Origin of the sequence: Pseudodesulfovibrio pelocollis, assembly GCF_030282845.1 — a bacterium.
In the GTDB taxonomy this organism is placed as follows: Bacteria; Desulfobacterota; Desulfovibrionia; order Desulfovibrionales; family Desulfovibrionaceae; genus Pseudodesulfovibrio; species Pseudodesulfovibrio pelocollis.
In genome coordinates this window covers 17,802-36,840 of record NZ_JASTWE010000018.1, presented here as the reverse complement: position 1 = coordinate 36,840, position 19,039 = coordinate 17,802, and the positions used below count along the sequence as shown (strand labels likewise).

The 19,039-nt window shown below is 62.8% G+C and carries 15 protein-coding genes; 7 read left to right on the top strand and 8 right to left on the bottom strand.

The features are described from left to right. Positions 1-53: 53 nt before the first annotated feature. Positions 54-3,263 (bottom strand): DEAD/DEAH box helicase, encoded by a 3,210-nt coding sequence (locus QQS14_RS08150; protein ID WP_285906483.1) that lies wholly within the window; start codon positions 3,261-3,263, stop codon positions 54-56. A gap of 196 nt (positions 3,264-3,459) precedes the next feature. Between QQS14_RS08150 and QQS14_RS08145 the strand changes: the two genes are divergently transcribed. Continuing rightward, positions 3,460-5,103 carry a peptide-binding protein gene (locus QQS14_RS08145; RefSeq protein ID WP_285906482.1) on the top strand — a complete coding sequence of 548 codons (1,644 nt, stop codon included), beginning with the start codon at positions 3,460-3,462 and terminating at the stop codon, positions 5,101-5,103. Between the two features lie 15 nt (positions 5,104-5,118). Beyond that, positions 5,119-7,299, top strand: coding sequence for a RelA/SpoT family protein (locus QQS14_RS08140; protein WP_285906481.1), 2,181 nt, complete (start codon positions 5,119-5,121; stop codon positions 7,297-7,299). Between the two features lie 68 nt (positions 7,300-7,367). Here the strand turns inward: QQS14_RS08140 and QQS14_RS08135 are convergent, their stop codons facing one another. From QQS14_RS08135 to QQS14_RS08105, 7 genes are all read right to left on the bottom strand, one after another. Continuing rightward, positions 7,368-7,772 carry a cytochrome c3 family protein gene (locus QQS14_RS08135; RefSeq protein ID WP_285906480.1) on the bottom strand — a complete coding sequence of 135 codons (405 nt, stop codon included), beginning with the start codon at positions 7,770-7,772 and terminating at the stop codon, positions 7,368-7,370. Positions 7,773-7,978: 206 nt separating this feature from the next. After that, positions 7,979-8,383: a PPC domain-containing DNA-binding protein gene (locus QQS14_RS08130; RefSeq protein WP_285906479.1), complete on the bottom strand. Its 405-nt coding sequence runs from the start codon at positions 8,381-8,383 to the stop codon at positions 7,979-7,981. A 38-nt stretch (positions 8,384-8,421) separates the two neighbouring features. Further along, a complete protein-coding gene (locus tag QQS14_RS08125; protein WP_285906478.1) occupies positions 8,422-10,185 on the bottom strand; it encodes an amino acid ABC transporter permease in 1,764 nt (587 codons plus the stop codon). A 68-nt stretch (positions 10,186-10,253) separates the two neighbouring features. Further along, positions 10,254-11,078 carry an ABC transporter substrate-binding protein gene (locus QQS14_RS08120; protein WP_285906477.1) on the bottom strand — a complete coding sequence of 275 codons (825 nt, stop codon included), beginning with the start codon at positions 11,076-11,078 and terminating at the stop codon, positions 10,254-10,256. 76 nt (positions 11,079-11,154) lie between these two features. After that, complete coding sequence (locus QQS14_RS08115; protein ID WP_285906476.1) at positions 11,155-11,883, bottom strand: amino acid ABC transporter ATP-binding protein; 729 nt, start codon at positions 11,881-11,883, stop codon at positions 11,155-11,157. A gap of 163 nt (positions 11,884-12,046) precedes the next feature. After that, entirely contained in the window at positions 12,047-13,408 is a 1,362-nt protein-coding gene (locus QQS14_RS08110; protein WP_285906475.1) for an L-serine ammonia-lyase, read from the bottom strand. A 109-nt stretch (positions 13,409-13,517) separates the two neighbouring features. Further along, positions 13,518-14,342 (bottom strand): substrate-binding periplasmic protein, encoded by an 825-nt coding sequence (locus QQS14_RS08105; RefSeq protein ID WP_285906474.1) that lies wholly within the window; start codon positions 14,340-14,342, stop codon positions 13,518-13,520. 401 nt (positions 14,343-14,743) lie between these two features. Between QQS14_RS08105 and QQS14_RS08100 the strand changes: the two genes are divergently transcribed. The 5 genes from QQS14_RS08100 to QQS14_RS08080 are packed head-to-tail and all read left to right on the top strand — an operon-like array spanning position 14,744 to position 19,038. Next, the gene (locus QQS14_RS08100; protein ID WP_285906473.1) at positions 14,744-15,886 is read left to right on the top strand and encodes a sensor domain-containing diguanylate cyclase; all 1,143 of its coding nucleotides are present in this window, start codon (positions 14,744-14,746) and stop codon (positions 15,884-15,886) included. Between the two features lie 2 nt (positions 15,887-15,888). Further along, complete coding sequence (locus QQS14_RS08095) at positions 15,889-17,067, top strand: PP2C family protein-serine/threonine phosphatase (RefSeq protein WP_285906472.1); 1,179 nt, start codon at positions 15,889-15,891, stop codon at positions 17,065-17,067. 11 nt (positions 17,068-17,078) lie between these two features. Further along, a complete protein-coding gene (locus tag QQS14_RS08090) occupies positions 17,079-17,633 on the top strand; it encodes a SiaB family protein kinase (protein WP_285906471.1) in 555 nt (184 codons plus the stop codon). 9 nt (positions 17,634-17,642) lie between these two features. Next, complete coding sequence (locus QQS14_RS08085) at positions 17,643-18,029, top strand: DUF1987 domain-containing protein (RefSeq protein WP_285906470.1); 387 nt, start codon at positions 17,643-17,645, stop codon at positions 18,027-18,029. A gap of 25 nt (positions 18,030-18,054) precedes the next feature. After that, the gene (locus tag QQS14_RS08080) at positions 18,055-19,038 is read left to right on the top strand and encodes an AAA family ATPase (RefSeq protein WP_285906469.1); all 984 of its coding nucleotides are present in this window, start codon (positions 18,055-18,057) and stop codon (positions 19,036-19,038) included. Position 19,039 lies beyond the last annotated feature (1 nt).

Here is a 19,039-nt window from a genome sequence, read left to right as displayed (position 1 = left end):
CAGGGCGGCACGGTAAACGGGAATCTTTCCTGCTTTGCCGCTGGAGGTGCGCGTCAAATCTCGAAGAGCATTTCAAGGTCGTCGCGGGTCAGTCCCTTGAGGGCGGACTGGCCCGGGATGATGGATTCGGCCACGTCCTTCTTCTGCTCCTGGAGCTTGAGGATGCGCTCCTCCACCGTGTTCTGGCAGATCATCTTGTAGGCGAAGACCTGCCTTTTTTGGCCGATGCGGTGGGTGCGGTCCGTGGCCTGGTTCTCCACGGCCGGGTTCCACCACGGGTCATAGTGGATGACGTAATCGGCGCTGGTCAGGTTGAGGCCCGTGCCGCCCGCCTTGAGCGAGATGAGGAAGATGGGGATGTCCGGGCTGTCGTTGAACCGGTCCACCTGCTCGAAGCGGTCCTTGGATGAGCCGTCGAGGTAGGCGAAGGGAATCTCGCGGATCTGCAGCCAGTTGCGGATGATGTGGAGCATGCGCACGAACTGGGAGAAGACCAGCACTTTGTGCCCGCCCTCGATGATGTCCACCACCAGATCCTTGAAGGCGTCGAACTTGCCCGAGGGCAGATTGGTGGACACGCCGGGCATGTCGAGCTTGAGCAGGCGCGGGTGGCAGCAGATCTGGCGCAGCTTGAGCAGGGCGTCGAGGATGGACATCTGGCTCTTGGCCATGCCCTTTTCCTCCACGTCGCGCAGCACCTGATCCTTGAGCTTCTTGGCCAGGGCGTTGTAGAGGTCGCGCTGCTCATCCACCAGATCGCAGTAGTGGGTGGTCTCGATCTTGGGCGGCAGGTCCTTGGCCACCTCGGATTTGGTGCGGCGCAGGATGAAGGGCTTTACGCGGGAGCGCAGGTAATCGAGCGTTTCCTCGTCCCCGTCCTTGATGGGCTTGACGATGCCGCGCTGGAAGGAATGCTGGGACCCGAGGAAGCCGGGCATGAGAAATTCAAAGAGCGACCACAGCTCGAAGAGGTTGTTTTCGATGGGCGTGCCTGAGAGGCAGACGCGCAGCCCCGCTTCGAGCCTGCGCACCGAGCGGGCGGTGATGGTGTTGGGGTTCTTGATGTTCTGCGCCTCGTCGAGAATGACGCTGGCGTATTCGTACTTGAGCAGTTCATCCAGGTCGCGGCGCAGCAGCGCATAGGTGGTGATGACCAGATGCGAGTCCTTGATGTGCTGGAAGAGGTCGTCGCGCTTGGCTCCGTAGATGGTCAGCCGTTTGAGTTCCGGCACGAACTTCTGGGCCTCGCGCTCCCAGTTGGGCAGCACCGAGGTGGGGACGATGATCAGGTTCGGCCCGGTGATCCCCGAGTCCACCAAAGACTGGATGTAGGACAGGGTCTGGATGGTCTTGCCCAGGCCCATCTCGTCGGCCAGGATGCCGCCGAACCCGTACTCGCGCAGGAAGTTGAGGTAGCTCATGCCTTGGAGCTGGTAGGGTCGCAGGGTCGCCTGAAGCTTCTTTGGCTGCTCAACGGTCCTGATTTCGCTGAAGTTGTTTATTTTTTCCCGCAGCTTGACGAAATAGGCGTCGGTGTGGGCCTGGGGCAGGTCTTCGAGTATCTTGTCGAGAACCGGGGCCTCGAACTGGTTGAACTGCTTCTTGGGCGCCTTTTCCGGGTCAAAGCCCAGAGCCTTGAGCTTGTGGCCGAGCTTTTGGAGCCAGGATTCGGGCAGGCTGGTGTAGGAGCCGTCCTTGAGCTGGACGTAGCGCTTGCCCTTGGTCCACGCCTCCCAGATCACGTCGATGGGCACGCGTTGGTCGTCGTATTCCACCGAGAGTTCGAGGTTGAACCACTTGTCCTCCTCGTCCGATTCCACTTCGGCCACCACCACGGGCTGGGTGGTGCGCACCTTGTAGCGGGTCAGGTTCTGCTCGCCGTAGACGCGGTACGCCTCCACCAATTGCGGATAGTGGTCGAGCAGGAAATTGATGGCCTCCTCCTGCTCCATGAACCAGATGTGGTTGCTCCTGGGCTGGAAATTCATGTCCTGCAATTCGGCCAGCAGATTGGCCTCCTCCTCCTGGGCGCGGCGGATGAGGTAGCTCTTGCCTTCCGCGTGATAACTGCCGGTCTGCAAATCCGGGTTGGGACCGGGCATGATGAATTCGCCCTGCTCGTTCTCGTAGATGTTCTGGACCTTGAGCACCAGCAGGCTCCCCTCCTCGTCTAGGAAGAGCTTGGGGTTGTATTCCGCATCCTGGAATATCGGCCCCACGCGCTCCAGGAAGTCCTCCTGGCCGTAGAGATCCGAGACCGGGATGCGGGTCCAGACGCGGTCGAGAAACTCGGACACATCGGCGTGGGGCACGATGGGTTTTTTCTCCACCATGCCCTGCACCAGCTTGGGGTCCAGGCCGGTTTGCACCGGGTAGAACGCGTTCTTGTAATAGACCCACAGCGGCAGCCGCCCGTAGAAATAGATTTCCTCCTCGTTGGTGATGGAGAAGGGCATCTTGTCCTCCCGGGAAAGGAGGATGTCGAACATCAATCCGTCCTCGCTCAAGGTGGGCGAGAGCTTGAGCTGCATGGTCTTGGACTCGATGCTCACCGGCTGGTCGGTCTCGCGTAGGAAGAGGTAATATTCGTTCTTCACGGCGCGGAAGAACCAGGAGTGCAGGCCCGCCGGAATCTCGACCCGGTGGCCCCAGTAGTCGAGGTAGTGGCCGATCTGCTCGGCCACGCCGGGCAGGGCCGGGGAGGTGTCGCACCAGTCCGGGTTTTCCACGATCTGGGCCAGGGTGACTTCGTTTTGCACCTGGGAGATGCCCGACTTGTTCTGGCGGGCGCGGAAGAAGGCCACCTGGAGCCGCCCCAGTTCGGGGAATATGCGGTAGATGAGATAGTGCCGTCCGGCCTCGGGCTCAAGCTCGGTGGCGAAGAATGGGCGGAAGGTCTGGCGCCAGTCCGTGCGCGTGATCGGGGCCTTTTCCCCGGATTCCGAGTTCAGGGACTTGAGCAGCTTGACCGCAGTGGCCGCCACATGGCGGCAGACACCGGAGAAGGAGTCAGGGCAGTTGCAATAGAAATTGACGCTCCGGTCGCTCAGGTTGACGCCGATCTCCGAGGTGTAATTCTGGAAGTCGTCTCCCTGCACCTGTCCGTCAATGTCCCAGTACTGGTCGCGTTTCTTGAGGTCGAGCTTGGAGACCCCATTGGCCGCGACGACTTCCCGCGCACTCTCCAGAATGTACTCCGGGATGCTGTCGCCGATGAAGTTCTGGAGGATTGACTTGACTATTTGTTCTTCGCCGCTGCTCATTCGGGCACTCTCTGTCGCTTGCCGGTATCGCTGAACACGTGTGCATACACGTATCCACAGCATTGGGCAAGTTGAATAAAAACCTTTGCGCGGCCTTTCGTTCACTTGGCTTTTCGGTTTCGATGGTTCATAGTGACCGAAGTGGCCGACGCTCTCCCGATTATATGGTCCAAGCCCTGTAGTTTTGCAAGAAAAAATGAGACTGCCTGTCCTCACGTTCCTGCTCATGGCACTGGTCCTGTCCCTTGTCGCCGCCTGCGGCGAGGGCGGCGGACCGGCCACGCCCGTCCGGCCGGTGGATTTGGCGACCATCCCGGCCGAGCCCGAGGACGGGGGCACCCTGGTCGAGGCCATGCTCGGCGAGCCGGACAACCTCATCTCCATGCTCTCCACCACCTCGGCCTCCCACGCCGTGGCCTCGCGCATCTATGTCGGTCTCATCAAGTACGACAAGGACATCGAGGTTGTGCCCCACGCAGCCAAATCCTTTGAGGTGCTCGACCAAGGACGACTGCTCCGGTTCACCCTGCGCGAGGATATCCGCTGGTTCGACGGCCGACCGCTCACGGCCGAGGACGTGGAGTTCACCTACCGGCTGATGATCGACCCGGAGACGCCCACGGCCTATGCGGAGAATTTCAAGGCGGTCAAGGCGTTCCGGCTGACCGGCCCGTTCTCCTTCGAAGTGGAGTACGACCAGCCCTTTGCCAAGGCGCTCATCACCTGGGCCATGGACATCCTGCCCAAACACGCCCTGGAGGGCGAGAATCTGCTGGACACCCGGTACAGCCGCCAGCCCCTGGGGGCCGGGCCGTACAAGCTCAGGGAGTGGACGCCGGGAACACGTATCGTGCTGGAGGCCAACCCGGACTATTTCGAGGGGCGGCCCCATATCGACAGGGTGATCTACCGCATGATCCCGGACCTTTCCACCCAGTTCCTGGAACTCAAGGCGGGCAACCTCGACACCATGGACCTGACCCCGCTGCAATACCTTTTCCAGACCACCGGGCCGGGCTGGGACGGCAGCTTCCACAAGTTCGAATACCTGGCGTCCGGCTATGCCTTCCTCGGCTTCAACATGAAGCATCCATTCTTTCAGGATGTCAGGGTGCGCCGGGCCATCGATCACGCCATCGACCGGCGCGAGATCGTCATGGGCGTGCTCTTCGGCCTGGGCGAGATGGCCAACGGGCCCTACAAGCCGGGCACCTGGCAATACAACGAGGACGTCGTTCCGCGTGAATACGACACGCAGCGGGCCAGGGCGCTGCTGGCCGAGGCGGGCTGGGCCGACACCGACGGCGACGGCCTGCTGGACAAGGATGGCGTTCCCTTTGCCTTCTCCATCATCACCAACCAGGGCAACACCCAGCGCATCAAGGCCGGGGTGATCATCCAGCAGCGCCTTGCGGACGTGGGCATCAAGGTGGAGCTGCGCACTGTGGAGTGGGCGGCTTTCATCAAGGAATTCGTGGACAAGGGGCGGTTCGACGCGGTTATCCTGAGCTGGAACATCCTTCAGGACCCGGATATCTACAGCGTCTGGCATTCGTCCCAGGCCGTGGAGCGGGGGCTCAACTTCACCCGCTATGTCAACCCCGTGCTGGACGACCTGCTGGAGCGGGGCCGCAGGCTGGTCGATCCGAAGGAGCGCAAGCCCATCTACGACGAGGTGCAGCGCATTCTGCACGACGACGTGCCCTACTGCTTCCTGTATGTGCCGAAATCCTTGCCCATCGTCCAGGCCCGGGTGCAGAACATCGAGGCCGCTCCGGCGGGCATCACCTACAACTTCCCCCAGTGGTGGATACCGAAGTCGCTGCAAATGCAGCCCTAGGATCAAGAAGGCCCCATGATTCGTATCAACCAGATCACCGACAAGGTGGCGTCTTACATAGAGAATCCTGACTTGGACCTGATCCAGCGGGCCTACATATTTTCCGCCCAGGCCCACGACGGCGTGGTCCGCCGTTCGGGCGAGCCGTACATCTCCCACCCCATGAACGTGGCCTATCTGCTGGCCGAGATGCAACTCGACGAGGCCACCGTGGCCGCCGGGCTGCTGCACGACACCGTGGAGGACACCCAGGCTTCAGTGGACGAGATCGAGGAACTCTTCGGTTCCGACGTGGCCGACATCGTGGACGGGGTGACCAAGATCAGCCAGATGGACTTCGAGTCCAAGGCCGTGCAGCAGGCCGAGAATATCCGCAAGCTCATCCTGGCCATGGCCGAGGACATCCGCGTGCTCATGGTCAAGCTGGCCGACCGGCTGCACAACATGCGCACCCTGGAGTTCATGAAACCGGTCAAGCGGCGGCTCATCGCCCAGGAGACCCAGGATATCTACGCGCCCCTGGCCAACCGGCTGGGCCTGCACCGGGTCAAGACCGAGCTTGAGGACCTCTGCCTGCGCTATCTCAAGCCCGATGTCTTCGATCAGCTCAGTCAGGCCGTTTCAGAGCACCGCGCCGCGGGCGAGCCCTACATCGACAAGGTCATCGACCTGATCGTGGACATGCTTCGGAAAAACGAGATCAAGGGGCGCGTTTATGGCCGCACCAAGCACCTGCACTCCATCCACGTCAAGATGGAGCAGCAGGGGCTGACCTTCGACGAGATATACGACCTCATCGCCTTTCGCATCATCTTGAAATCCATCAAGGATTGCTACGCGGTGCTGGGGCTCATCCATTCCATCTGGCGGCCCGTTCCCGGCCGGTTCAAGGATTACATCTCCATCCCCAAGGCCAACATGTACCAGAGCCTGCACTCCACCGTCATCGGCCCGGACGGGGAGCGCATCGAGGTGCAGATTCGTACCGAGGAGATGAACCGCATCGCCGAATACGGCGTGGCCGCCCACTGGCAGTACAAGGAGGTGGGTAAGGGGAGCAAGCGGGCCAGGAGCGCCGACACCCGCGACGCCGAACGCTACACCTGGCTTCGGCAGATCATGGACTGGCAGCGCGAGCTTTCGGACCCGCGCGAGTTCATGGCCTCGCTGCGTCTCGAGATGTTCCAGGAAGAGGTCTACGTCTTCACGCCCAATGGGGACATCAAGGAGCTGCCCGAGGGCGCGACCCCGGTGGACTTCGCCTACGCCATCCACTCCGAGGTGGGCGACAAGTGCGCCGGGGCCAAGGTCAACGGCCGCATCGTGCCGCTGCACACCGCCCTCAAGAACGGTGATTCGGTGGAGATCATCACCGACAAGAACCGGATGCCCAGCCGCGACTGGCTCAAGTTCGTCAAGACGGCCAAGGCGCGCACCCGAATCAAGCAGTACATCCGCACCGTGGAGCGCGAGCGGGCCATCGCCCTGGGCAAGGAGCTGCTGGAAAAGGAAGGCCGCCGGGTGGGCATCAATGTCCAGAAGACAATCAAGGAGGGTGAGTTCCACAAGCTTGTGGAAAGCTTCAACTGTGGAAGCGTGGACGATCTGCTGACCCAGGTGGGCTTCTCTCGCTTCACGCCGCGCAAGGTGGTCAAGAAGCTCTATGCCGTCATCCACGGCGAGAGCGCGGACATACGCAAGGCCCGGGAGCGCGAAGAGGCCGCCGCCAGCCATCCCGAGGCGAAGAAGAAGCCCAAGACGGACGGGTTGCAGATTTCCGGCGTGGACAACGTCCTGGTCCGCTTCGCCAGCTGTTGCAATCCGCTGCCCGGTGAGCCCATCATCGGTTACATCACCCGGGGCCGGGGGGTGACAGTTCACCGCATCGACTGTCACAACGTCAAGAATTTCGAGGATGAGCGGCTCATCGGCGTCAACTGGGAGGGCGTCGAGGACAAGCCGTATCCGGCCAGAATCCGGATCAAGTGTCTCAACAAGACCGGCATGCTCGGCAAGATATGCACCCTGCTGGCCGAGCAGAACGTCAACATCGACTCGGGCAGCTTCGAGTCCAAGGTGGACGGCACCTCGGTGCTGGAGTTCACGGTGGAGGTCAAGGATCTGGACCAGCTTTACAGTGCCCTGTCCAAGGTCAAGGCCCTCAAGGCCGTGCAGGAGGCCCTGCGCGTGTCCTGACCGAGTTGCCGTCTCGTATTTCCGAGGAAAGAGAAGGCCCGCGTGAGCGGGCCTTCGTGCTTGTGCGGTCAGTTGATGTGGCAGTCCTTGCAGGCTATGGGTGCCTGGCCCCCCTCCTGGACAATGGACCTGTGGCAGGACAGACAGCTGGCGTCATTGTCCCGGGCGTGGAAGGCGGAGTAGAAGGTCGTTTCCCCCTTTCTGCCGGGCTGGTCGTGACAGCCTGCCACGGAACAGCTGCCTATCTCTTCCTTGCCGTCCCAGGTGTGGTGGCAGGTGACGCAGGCCACGCCCGCCTTGTCGTGCAATTCGTGCGAGAAGGGCACGGAGGCGCGGGTGGCCTCGATGAAGGGCGGCGGTGCCAGGAGCATGTCCGCCGGAACAGGCGGCGAGGCCAGGGCTGGCGCGGCCAGAACCAGCGTGGTGGTCAGGGCCAGGGCAAGGGCGGTGGTGGCGAGCATGATGCGGGACATGGGAATCCTCCGGGTTGCAGGTGTTTGCCCATGTCAACGCAAGCCGTGTGCCAGATCACAAAACGCTGATTTGTAACATGAAAAACTACGAGGTGTCAGTGATGGTGTACGAAAATTGCGCACCAGCGACAAAAGTGTCTTTGGTGCGCAGGGCAAGAAAAAGCCCTCCGCGGGGGAGGGCCTGATGGTCCTGGCCGGGTCCGGGGTCAGCCCCAGAGCTTGAGACCGGTGGGCTCGTCAAAGACGCGGTTGAGCGCCTCGCCCGGGATTTCTGTGATGATCGCCTCGGCCGCGAAGATGATGTTGCCCTCCATGGCGTGGCCGCCCATGCACTGGCAGGTGGCGTCGCTCAGGGTCAGGTGGAGGTGGACGAAGGTCTCGCCGTCGAGGAGCGAGACGTTGCCGATGCCGGCCAGGATTTCGACATGCTGGTCGATGGCGTGGGTCTCGTATTTGCGGGTGTCCTGGTGATAGTAGCCCAGGCTGGCCTGCTCCATGGCCCCGATGACTTGGATCGATCCCCGGGTGATGGCGTTTTCTCGGCAGACCCGGGTCAGTTCGGTCACGAGGTCCTCGCCCTTTCTCAGGCGCTGCATGATGGTCTTGCCCATGGATTTTCTCCTTTGTCTTGCTGCTGTTGCGGCGCGGGCTACATCTCGATTCTGACGGTTTCGGGGCTGAGCTTGCGCTCAAGCCGCTTGGCGTATAGGCTCATCAGGTAGCTGAACACGAAGTACATGAGCGCCACGGTGGTGTATATCTCGAAGGGGTGGATCATGATCCGGTTGTTGATGGCGTAAGCCGCCCGGGTCAGCTCCATGACGCCGATGATGTAGGCCAGCGAGGTGTCCTTGAAGGCGGCGATGAACATGCCCACCAGGGCGGGCAGCATCTGCTTGAGGGCCTGGGGCAGGATGATCTTGCGCATGGTCTGGAAGTAGCTCAGGCCGGACGCCTTGGCCGCCTCCACCTGCCCGGGTGGGATGTTTTCGATGCCGCCGCGCACGATCTCGGCGATGTACGCGCCGAAGAAGACGGTCAGGGCGATGGTGGCCGACCAGAACACGTGCGGGTCGATTTTCAGGATGATGGGGATGAAGAAGTACATCCAGAAGATGACTATGATCAGGGGGTTGCCCCGGATCAGTTCGATATACATGGTGCAGGGCACGCGCAGGGCGCGGTTTTGCGAGGTGCGGCCCATGCCCACGAACAGGCCGATGACAAAGCTGCCGGAGATGGCGATGGCGGCCATGAGCAGCGCGCCCGCGAGGCCGCCCAGGCCCATGAAGAATTCGGTCTCCGAACCGCCGGGGAAGCGCCAGATCAGGAGGGTGACGAAGTTGTCGGCGATGACCTGGAAGTTGAACCCGGCCACGGCCACCAGGGCCTTGAGCAGGACCACGCCCAGCAGGAGGACGAAGGCGGCCTTGGCCGCCAGCACGAATCCCTTGCGCGATCTGCGCAGCAGGCGGCGCAGGGGCGATACGGTCTTTGAGGCGTCGGCCGGGCGGCGCAGATGCCACAGCACGTATTCCACGCCTCGGGCCAGCAGCCCGAGCGGCGCGAAGATCGTGTCCGCCACCTTTCGCATCAGCGGCTTGCGTCCGCTTGGCATGATCTTCAGCTTGATGTTCACGAGGTTGAGCACGCCCGCGATGATCAGCGAGAGGGAGAGATAGATGATGGTGGCGGCCACCGTGGCCTCGAAGCTGTGATAGGTCAGGGCGGTGATTTCCTGCATGGCCCAGCAGACCTCGGTCACGCCGATGGTCATGGCCAGTGAGGTGTTCTTCATGTTGTTGAGCATCTCGCTGCCAAGGGGCGGGATGATCTCGCGAAAGGCCAGGGGCAGGATGATCTTGCGCAGGGTCTGGCTGAAGTTGAGGCCGGAGGAATAGGACGCCTCAAGGAGCCCCTTGGGGATGGACTGGACGCCCGCGCGCACGATTTCGGCCACAAAGGCGCCGGTGAAGATGCCGGTGCCGATGGTGGCCATCCAGAACTCGAAGTTGAGTTCAAAGAGCTGCATGCGCAGCTCCACGGGAAAGGCGTAGGGCAGGGCGAAATTCCAGAAGAAAAGCTGGATGAGCAGCGGCGTGTTGCGGAAGAACTCCACATAGCAGGTGGCGAAATAGTAGACCGGCTTGAATTTTGAGAGCCGGGCCAAGCCGAAGAGGGTGCCCAGGACCAGGGCGATGACCGTGGAGTAGAGGGTGATGGTGATGGTCGTGTTCAGGCCGCCCAGCAGCAGCTTGCCCATGTGGCCGTACTGGCCTTCCTTGACGAAGATGGTCCAGTCGAAATCGTACTTGAACTCGAAGACGAAGGCGAAATAGTAGAACGCCAGGCCGAGGAGTGTCAGCAGGGCGAGGTTCTGGACCCAAATTTTGTCGAAATGGCGTTTGAACATCTGTTTTTCCGAAGCAAAGGTCCCGGAGCGTTACGCTCCGGGACCTGGTTGGGCTTGTGCCGTGCGGCCTACGGCCACATCTCGATCTTTTCGGTCATGGGGAACGGGTAGTCGGAATCAGGACCGAACCACTTGTTGTAGATGGTCATGTAGGTGCCGTCGGCCCACATGTCCTGGATGGTGAAGTTGATGGTGTCGCGCCACGCGGAGTCGTCCTGGGGCAGGCCGATGCCGTAGGGCTCGTCGGAGATGAAGTCGCCCACCAGCTCGTACTTGCCGGGCTCCTTGGCAGCGTAGCCCAGGAGGATGGTGGAGTCGGTGGTGATGGCCTGGACGCGGCCGGAGCGCAGGGCCTCGAACATGGCGACCTCGCCGTCATAGCCGGTGACCTTGGGATCGGGGTTGCCGAGCTTCTTCAGGTATTCGGTGGCGTTGATGATGGAGGTGGTGCCCTGCATGGAGCCGACGCGCATGTTGGCCAGGTCCTTGACGTCCTTCACCGCGCCCTTGAGGGCCAGGAACTTCTGGCCGTCGAAGAAGTAGGTGATGGAGAAGTCGATCTTCTTGTCGCGCTCGCGCTTGTGGGTCATGTTGGAGAGGACCATGTCAACCTTGGGCGGGTCGGTCTGGACAAAGGAAATACGGGTGTTGTTGTTGACCACGACCATTTCGAGCTTGGCGCCCAGGCGCTTGGCGATCTCGGTGGCCATGTCCACGTCGAAGCCGACCCACTCGTTCTTGTCGTTGATGAACCCGAAGGGGATGCCCTGGTTGGATACGCCGGCGCGGACGACCTTGTCGGCCATGACCCGGTCGTAGGTGGGGCCGGCGAAGGCCACGCTGGCGGCCATGACGAGCAGGGCGGCCAGAACACTGATTTTGAGGACTCTCATTTACCACTCCTTCAACGGTTGAATGTGCCAAGCGCCCGCGACGCGCACCGCGCCCGCCGGGGCCTATCCAGTAAGCCTAGTGGCTGAGGATCTTGCTGAGGAAATCCTTGGTCCGGTCGCTCTTTGGATTGTTGAAGAACTCCACCGGGGTGTTCTCCTCGATGAGCAGGCCGCCGTCCATGAAGATGACCCGGTCCGCCACCTCGCGGGCAAAGCCCATCTCGTGGGTGACGCAGATCATGGTCATGCCCTCGCGGGCCAGGGATTTCATGACATCGAGCACTTCGTTGATCATCTCGGGGTCAAGCGCGGAGGTGGGCTCGTCAAAGAGCATGATCTTGGGCTGCATGGCCAGTCCGCGGGCGATGGCCACGCGCTGCTGCTGGCCGCCGGAAAGTTGGGAGGGATAGGCCCCGGCCTTGTCCGGGATGTCCACCTTCTTGAGCAGTTCCATGGCGATGGCCGTGGCCTGGCCCTTGTTCATGTGCCGGACCATGGACGGGGCGAGGGTGATGTTTTCCAGCACGGTCATGTGCGGATAGAGATTGAACTGCTGGAAGACGAAGCCCACTTCGGCCCGGAGCAGGGTCATGTTGGTGGCCGGGTCCGAGACGACCATGCCGTCAACGGTGATGGTGCCGTCCTGGATGGGTTCGAGCCGGTTGATGCATCGGATGAGGGTGGACTTGCCCGAGCCTGACGGACCGCAGATGACCACCACCTCGCCTTTTCTGATGTCGAGGTTGATATTGTTGAGGACCTGGAAATCCCCAAACCATTTGTTGACATTTTTGAAGGAAATCACGCTTTCTCCCCGGAAATGGTATCTGCCTCAAGGCCAGTGGACTCCTAGCAGAATTCTCGTCGCTGGGCAATCAATTCAGGCAGAGCCGGGGCCGATTTCGGCGCATGGTGCGTTTCAGCCGGGCGCGTCGTCGCGCTTGCCATGGCGCGGTGCCTGGCTGGGGTCAACACTCGGTCATGCTCATGGCCAGACCCGCCAGCGAGGTCTCCTTGTACTTGCGCGACATGTCCTGCCCGGTCTGGGCCATGGCCTTGATGACCTTGTCGAAGTCCACCTTCTGGTACGATTCGTCCAGGGTCGAGGCGATGAGGTAGGCGTTGAAGGCCTTGACCGCGCCCATGGCGTTTCTTTCGATGCAGGGTATCTGGACATAGCCGCCCACCGGGTCGCAGGTCAGGCCCAGGTGGTGTTCCATGGCGATCTCGGCGGCGTTTTCCGTGACCTGGAAGCGATAGCCGCGCGCATAGGCCAGAAAGGCGGCACCCATGGCCGAGGCCACGCCCACCTCGCCCTGGCAGCCCACCTCGGCCCCGGAGATGGACGCATTGTGCTTGGCCAGGAAGCCGAAGCAGGCGGCCACCAGCAGCCCCTGGCGGACCTCATCCGGCGAGGCGCCCATGTGGCGCTTGATGGTGTAGAGGATGGCGGGCAGCACGCCCGCGCCGCCGCAGGTGGGGGCCGTGACCACGCAGTGCCCGGCGGCGTTCTCCTCGGAGGCGGCCAGGGCATAGGCGTTGACCGCCTTGAGAAAGCCAGAGCCCTGGAAATATTCGCTCTTGGCCCGGCGGTACATGACCGGGGCCTTGCGCTGCAGCCCGATGGGGCCGGGCAGCACGCCCTCGGTGACGATGCCGGTCTCCACCGCGCCTTCCATGATCTCGATGATCCGGTCGAGCCCGGCCCATATCTGCTCCTCGGTCATGCCGGTGATGGCCTGTTCGTTGGCCAGCAGCAGTTCGTGCAGGCGCATGGAGTTGGCGCGCAGATGCTCCTTGACCTGGCCCATGGTCTCGTAGGGGTAGGCGGGCTGGCCGCGCTCAGGCTCCTGCCATCCCTCCCAGCGCAGGAAGCCGCCGCCCACGGAGAAGTAGACCCGCTCAAGCACGGTGTCGCCCCCTCTGAGCAGCCGGAAGATCATGGTGTTGCTGTGCGGGTAGTCGTGCTGCACGGCGTCGAAGATGATGTCACCGGTGCGATAGGGGAGGGTCTTGCCCCCCAGGTCGAGGGCAAAGGGGGGTGCCTCGTCGTCGAACTGTTCCAGGACGTTTGGCAGGCAGGTGTCGGGCTGGTGGCCGAGCAGTCCGGCCATGATCGCCCTGGGGGTTCCGTGGCCGCCGCCGGTGGCCGAAAGCGAGCCGAACAGTCGGACTTCCATCCCGTCCGCGCCGAGCCGGTCAGCTTCGGGCAGTTGTCGGACGCGCTCCATGAAATCGAATCCGGCCCGCATGGGGCCGATGGTGTGGGAACTCGACGGCCCTGGGCCGATCTTGAGCAGTTCGAAGACAGAGGTGGATATGGCGGGCATGGGATTATTCCTTGTCACGATGAGATGAAGTCTCGGGCAGAATGCCCATTTTGTCGCAATATAGCCAAGAATGGGAAAAAGGAGAAGCCCGTATCACCCCAGATTCACGTCATCGGCTGTCGAAATCCGGATAGGGGTGTCCCCATTTGTCGTATATTTCCTTGAGAACGCCCCGGGTGTGCAGGGTGCGTATGCCCTGGTCGTATAGCTCCATGATCATCGCGCCGCGCTCGGAGATGCTGACGAGAGGGTGGTAGGAGCGGACCCCGGCCTGGCGGATGTCGAAGTCGTCCATGTCAAATGGAATGGTGTTGTCCCGGACCGATTCGCCAATGAGCGCCATGTCGTCCACATAGAAATCGGCTCTGCCCAGCAGGATCATGCCCAGGGCCTGGGCACCGTTGGTCACGAATTTGAGGCGCACCGGCACCGGGAAGTTGGCCCTCGAATAATAGCCGGGCTGGCTGAGGACCATCTTGTCGCGCAGGCTCTCTGGCCCCCGCCACTGGCCGATGCGGTCGCGGTTGAAGAAGACGTGGAAGGCGTTTTCGTACATGGGCATGCGGGCCATGACCAGGGGCGGGTCCGCCCTGTCGGCGCAGAGCATCATGTCGGCCTGCCCCAGGCTGACCATCTCCTGGGCCCGCTCCGAGGCGGCGTATTCGTGGCGCACCGGGATGTTGTGCAGGCCAAAGACCGCGTCCAGGATTTCGTGGTAGAGTCCAGTGCCGTCGGTATTGGTGAAGGTGTCCCAGGACTTCCCGGCCGAGACCACCTCGGCGATGGGCGCGGGTTGCGCCGCAGCAGGCGTCCGCAGGACGAGTGTCAGGCCCAGGCCCAAGGTTGCCGTCAATATCAGGAGCGCGGCCAGGGTCCATGGAAAACCCGTGCGGGACGATGCCGTCGGGCAGGGGGGAAATTCTGTGAGAATCATAACTGACATCATATGCCATAATCCCGGTCAAGTGAAGGGGTATTTGACGGTGCGATGCGGCAAGTGGTCAATTTTCTTCGCTCTACGTCAGCTGTTTCCAAAAAATATTCATTCCCGCAGTGCCGAAACCGCCACGGCCCCTTCATAGCTCTTTCGGCATGACACGCCACCTCGACACTCGCGCGCATGGTTCCTGATGCGCTGGCCGCCCGCCTGGGAGTTGCTCCAGTAGCTGGCCGCGGGCGGCATCGGAGATTCGCCTTGGCACTCCGGCCCGGCACGGCGCCTCGCGCCACTTGCTTCCCGCCTCGTCGCACCGGATTTCTTGCCCGCATTTTGCGTTGACAATGAAAATGAATTTCAATATCACTTTTCCGGGCGACACGCCGCCAGGGGGAACCATGCAGAAGGAAGTGTTCAGAAGGGAAGAACGGGTGCTGGCCATAGCCCGTGAGGCTCTGGGCGGAGAGGCCGGGCAGTGCGACGCCAGCGCCTTTGCCGTGCTGGTGGCCGAGTACGAGAAGCTCTATCGCCAAAGCCGCAGACTGGTCACCATGGGTGATCGCATGCAGCAGACCCTGAGCAACCTCAACCGCGATCTTGCCGCCAGCGAAGGCAAATACCGGAGCATCTTCGAGAATGTGACCGAGGGCATCTATCGGTGCGATTCGGCCGGGCGTCTGGTGGAGGTCAACCCGGCCATGGCGGCCATGTTCGGCTGCGGGGGTCCGGAGGCGTTCGTGGCCGAGGTGGGCGTGCTGCACCGCATCTTCAGTGACCCGGACGACTTTCGGATTTACGAGGCCCTGCTCGTCTCGGGAGACGCCCGGCGCTACGAGGCCCGCGTTTGCGGCCCGGGTTCGGACGCCTTGTGGGTCGAGATAAGCGCCAGTGTGGTGGCGGCGGACGGAGCAGGCCCCGGGAGCGTTGTCGGCGTGCTGGTGGATGTTACGGAGCGCAAGGCAATGATCGAGGAAATGTGCCGTCTGGCACGCACTGACAGCCTGACCGGCATGTGGAACCGCGGATATTTCATGGAATTGGCCGGACGTGAACTGAACCGGGCCAGACGCAAGGGGTGCGACCTTGCGCTGCTGATGATCGACGTGGACCACTTCAAGGCGATCAACGATACCCACGGCCACGATGCGGGTGACATCGCTCTCGTGGAGCTGGCCCGCCTGTTCGACGAGTCGGTTCGCGAGGTGGATGTGGTCGCCAGGCTTGGCGGCGAGGAATTCGCCGTGCTGCTGCCCGATGCCTCGGTGGAGGACGCCTGCGCCGTGGCCGCCCGGGTGGCCCGGGCCGTGCGAGCGGCCGTGGTCGAGTCCCTGGCCGGGCCGCTGCGCATGACCGTGTCCATCGGTCTGGCTTCGCTTGAGGGGCCGCAGGACAGCATCGATTCGCTGCTCAAGTATTCGGACATCGCCCTGTACGCAGCCAAGAAGAACGGCCGGGACCGGGTGGAGGTCTATCGCCGGTCGGTCTGCCCGCGCAGGAGCGCGGAACACGGTCCGGCCTGCCCGGACGGCGGGGAGGGCTGACCATGCGCGCCGCCTCGGGTCTGCTCCGGGCCGCCTCGTCCATGAGTGTCGAGGCCAAGATGACGGCCGTGCTCTGCGCGTCCATGGTGGCCTTTCCCCTGACCGCCCTGGTGCTCTGGCATTCCGGCGCGCAGGAGGGGGTCATCAACTTCATGGTCGGGTTTCTGGTGGTCGGCATCATCCTGGTGGTGCCGTTGGCCAAGTGGCTGAGCCATGTCATCGCCCTGCGCAATATCCGCGAACTCAACGTCCAGTGCCAGCTGCTCAAGCGCGGTGAGTACGTCATGACCGAGCCGCCGCCCGATGAAGAGGACCGGCATGACTTCGCAAACCTCAAGCGCAACATGCACTGGATGGGCCATGCCATCGCCAGCCGCCAGCACAGGCTTGCCACGGCCATGCAGGCCCTGGCCGAGGCGCGCAACCAGATCCTTGAAAGCATCGACTACGCTTCGCACATCCAGGCCGCCTTCCTGCCCGACGAGGCAGAGCTTGCGGCCGTGCTGCCCGACCATTTTCTGCTCTGGTGCCAACGAGACGTGGTGGGCGGCGATGCCTACTGGGTCAAGCCTTGGGGCGACGGCTTCTTTGTCGGGGTGATCGACTGCACGGGCCATGGCGTGCCCGGCGCGTTCATGACCCTTATCGTGCAGTCGCTTCTGGAAAAAGCGCTGGTCGAGGGGGATACTTCTCCGGCGGGAATGCTGGCCAGGGCCAACACCCTGATCAAGGACGCCCTGGGTCAGAAGGGGGGCGAGGCCCGTTCCGACGACGGCATGGACTGCGCCCTGTGCCATATTTCGCCCGGGGCGCATCGCCTTGTCTTCGCCGGGGCCAACACGCCCCTGTATGTGGTTGAAGCGGGCAGGGCCCGTCGCATCCGGGGCGACCGTTGCGGCCTCGGCCATGTCCGCTCGCCGCGGGATTTCTTGTTTACCGATGTCGAGCTGGCGCTGTCGCCCGGAATCCGGGTTTGCATGGCCACCGACGGCATCGTGGATCAGGTGGGCGGCCCCCGGCGGCTGCCCTTTGGCAAAAGTCGGCTGATGCGGTTTCTGGAAGAACGGGCGGATCGGCCCGTGGGCGGGATCGGCCAGGATCTGCTGGACCTGGTCAAGGCCTATCAGGGCGACGAGCCCCGCCGCGACGACATGACCGTACTCGGCTTCGAGGTACAGTGACGGAGGATGATATGGCATCTAATTTGTACAAATATTACGAAGAAATGAGGGCCAAGGGCACAATCCTCTATTTCAACGGGCCGGTGTCCCAGACCATGGTCGAGGGGCTGGCTGGACTCATGCGCGAGAAGATGCGCGCCGAGGACGCGGGCATGGCCAGCGTGCAGCGTGTCTTCTCCATCCTGGTGGAACAGATGCAGAACATCGTGCGTTATTCGTCCGAGCGCTCCCTTCACGCTTGCGAGGGACTGGGCGAGATGGCCCATGGCCAGGTTGTTGTCGGTCGCGAGAGCGACGGCAGCTTCTTCGTGGCCTGCGGCAACAAGGTGCGCGCCGAGGATGTGGACAGGCTGGCCAGCCAGCTTGAGGCGTTGCGCGCCATGGGCAGGCAGGATCTCAAGGCCTACTATCGCGAACGCCGCCGCAGCCTGCCTGACACGGATTCCAAGGGCGCTGGCCTCGGCTTCATCGAAATGGCCCGCCAGTCGTCGCGGCCCATGGATTACGACTTTGTTCCTCTGGATTGCGAGACCTCGTTTTTTTCCATGAAAGTAGTGGCCCAGTAGGAGTTTGCCATGACCCGTTTCAGCGTTCAGGCGACCAAGTCGTCCCCGCACATAGATTTCGACCCCGAGACCCGCATCCTGGAGATTCGGGGCGAGTCCTACCCGGAAAACTGCTCAGGCTTCTATGGCCCGGTCTTTGACTGGCTTGAGCGGTTCCTGTCCGATGCCCGCAACGATCGGGTGGAGCTGAACATGGAGATACTCTACTTCAACAGCTCCTCCTCCAAGACCTTCATGGACCTCTTCGACATGCTCGACTCCGAGGCCGCCAAGGGCCGCACCATCGTGGTCAACTGGCGCTACCACGAGGAGAACGAGACCGCCATGGAGTGCGGCGAGGAGTTCATGGAAGACGTGCAAAACATTCGGTTCAACCTCGTGGAATACGTGGATTGACCCGTCAGCAAATGAGAGGCGAACAGTGACCCCAAGCCAGATCAAGGCGTCCCTGCGGACGCTCATTCCCATCCGCCAGCCCGTGTTCATCTGGGGCCCGCCCGGGGTGGGCAAGAGTCAGGTGGTGGCCCAGGTGGCCGCCGAGCTTGAATGCGAGCTGACCGACCTGCGGGCCGTGCTGCTCGATCCCGTGGACCTGCGCGGCATTCCCTCGGTCTCGGCCGACGGCACGGCCCGCTGGTGCCCGCCCGCCTTCCTGCCCGTCTCGGGCCGGGGCGTGCTCTTCCTCGACGAGCTCAACGCCGCGCCGCCGCTGGTGCAGGCCGCCTGCTACCAGCTCATCCTGGACCGGCGCGTGGGCGAATACGAGCTGCCCGAGGGGTGGACCGTGATCGCGGCGGGCAACCGCGAGGGCGACCGGGCCGTGACCCATAGGATGCCTTCGGCCCTTTCCAACCGGTTCGTGCATCTCGACTTCGAGGTAGACGTGGACCAGTGGCTCGACTGGGCCGCGGCGCAGGGGCTGCCCGACGAAGTTCGCGCCTTTGTCCGCTACCGGCCCAATCTGCTGCACAGCTTTGACCCCAAGCGCGACGACAAGGCGTTTCCTTCGCCCCGGTCCTGGGAGTTCGCTGCCCGGATGCTCGCGGCCGGACCGGCCCCGGAGGTGGAGGCGGATCTGCTGCGCGGCGCGGTCGGGCCTGGCGCGGCGGCCGAGTTCATCGGATTCGCCCGCATCCATCGCCAACTGCCCGACCCCGACGCGGTCATCGACCGCCCCGATGTGGCCGAGATCCCCGAGGAACCGGCCACCCTGTATGCCCTGTGCGGCGCCCTGGCCAGGAAGGCCGGAGCCGACACCGCCGGGAGCATCATCACCTATGCCTCGCGGCTGCCCGCCGAGTTCGCTGTGCTCCTGGTGCGTGATTCGGTCAGGACTGCCCCCTGCGTGGTGGAGTGCCCGGCCTTTTCCGACTGGGCCACGGCCAACTCGGATGTGCTCTTTTAAC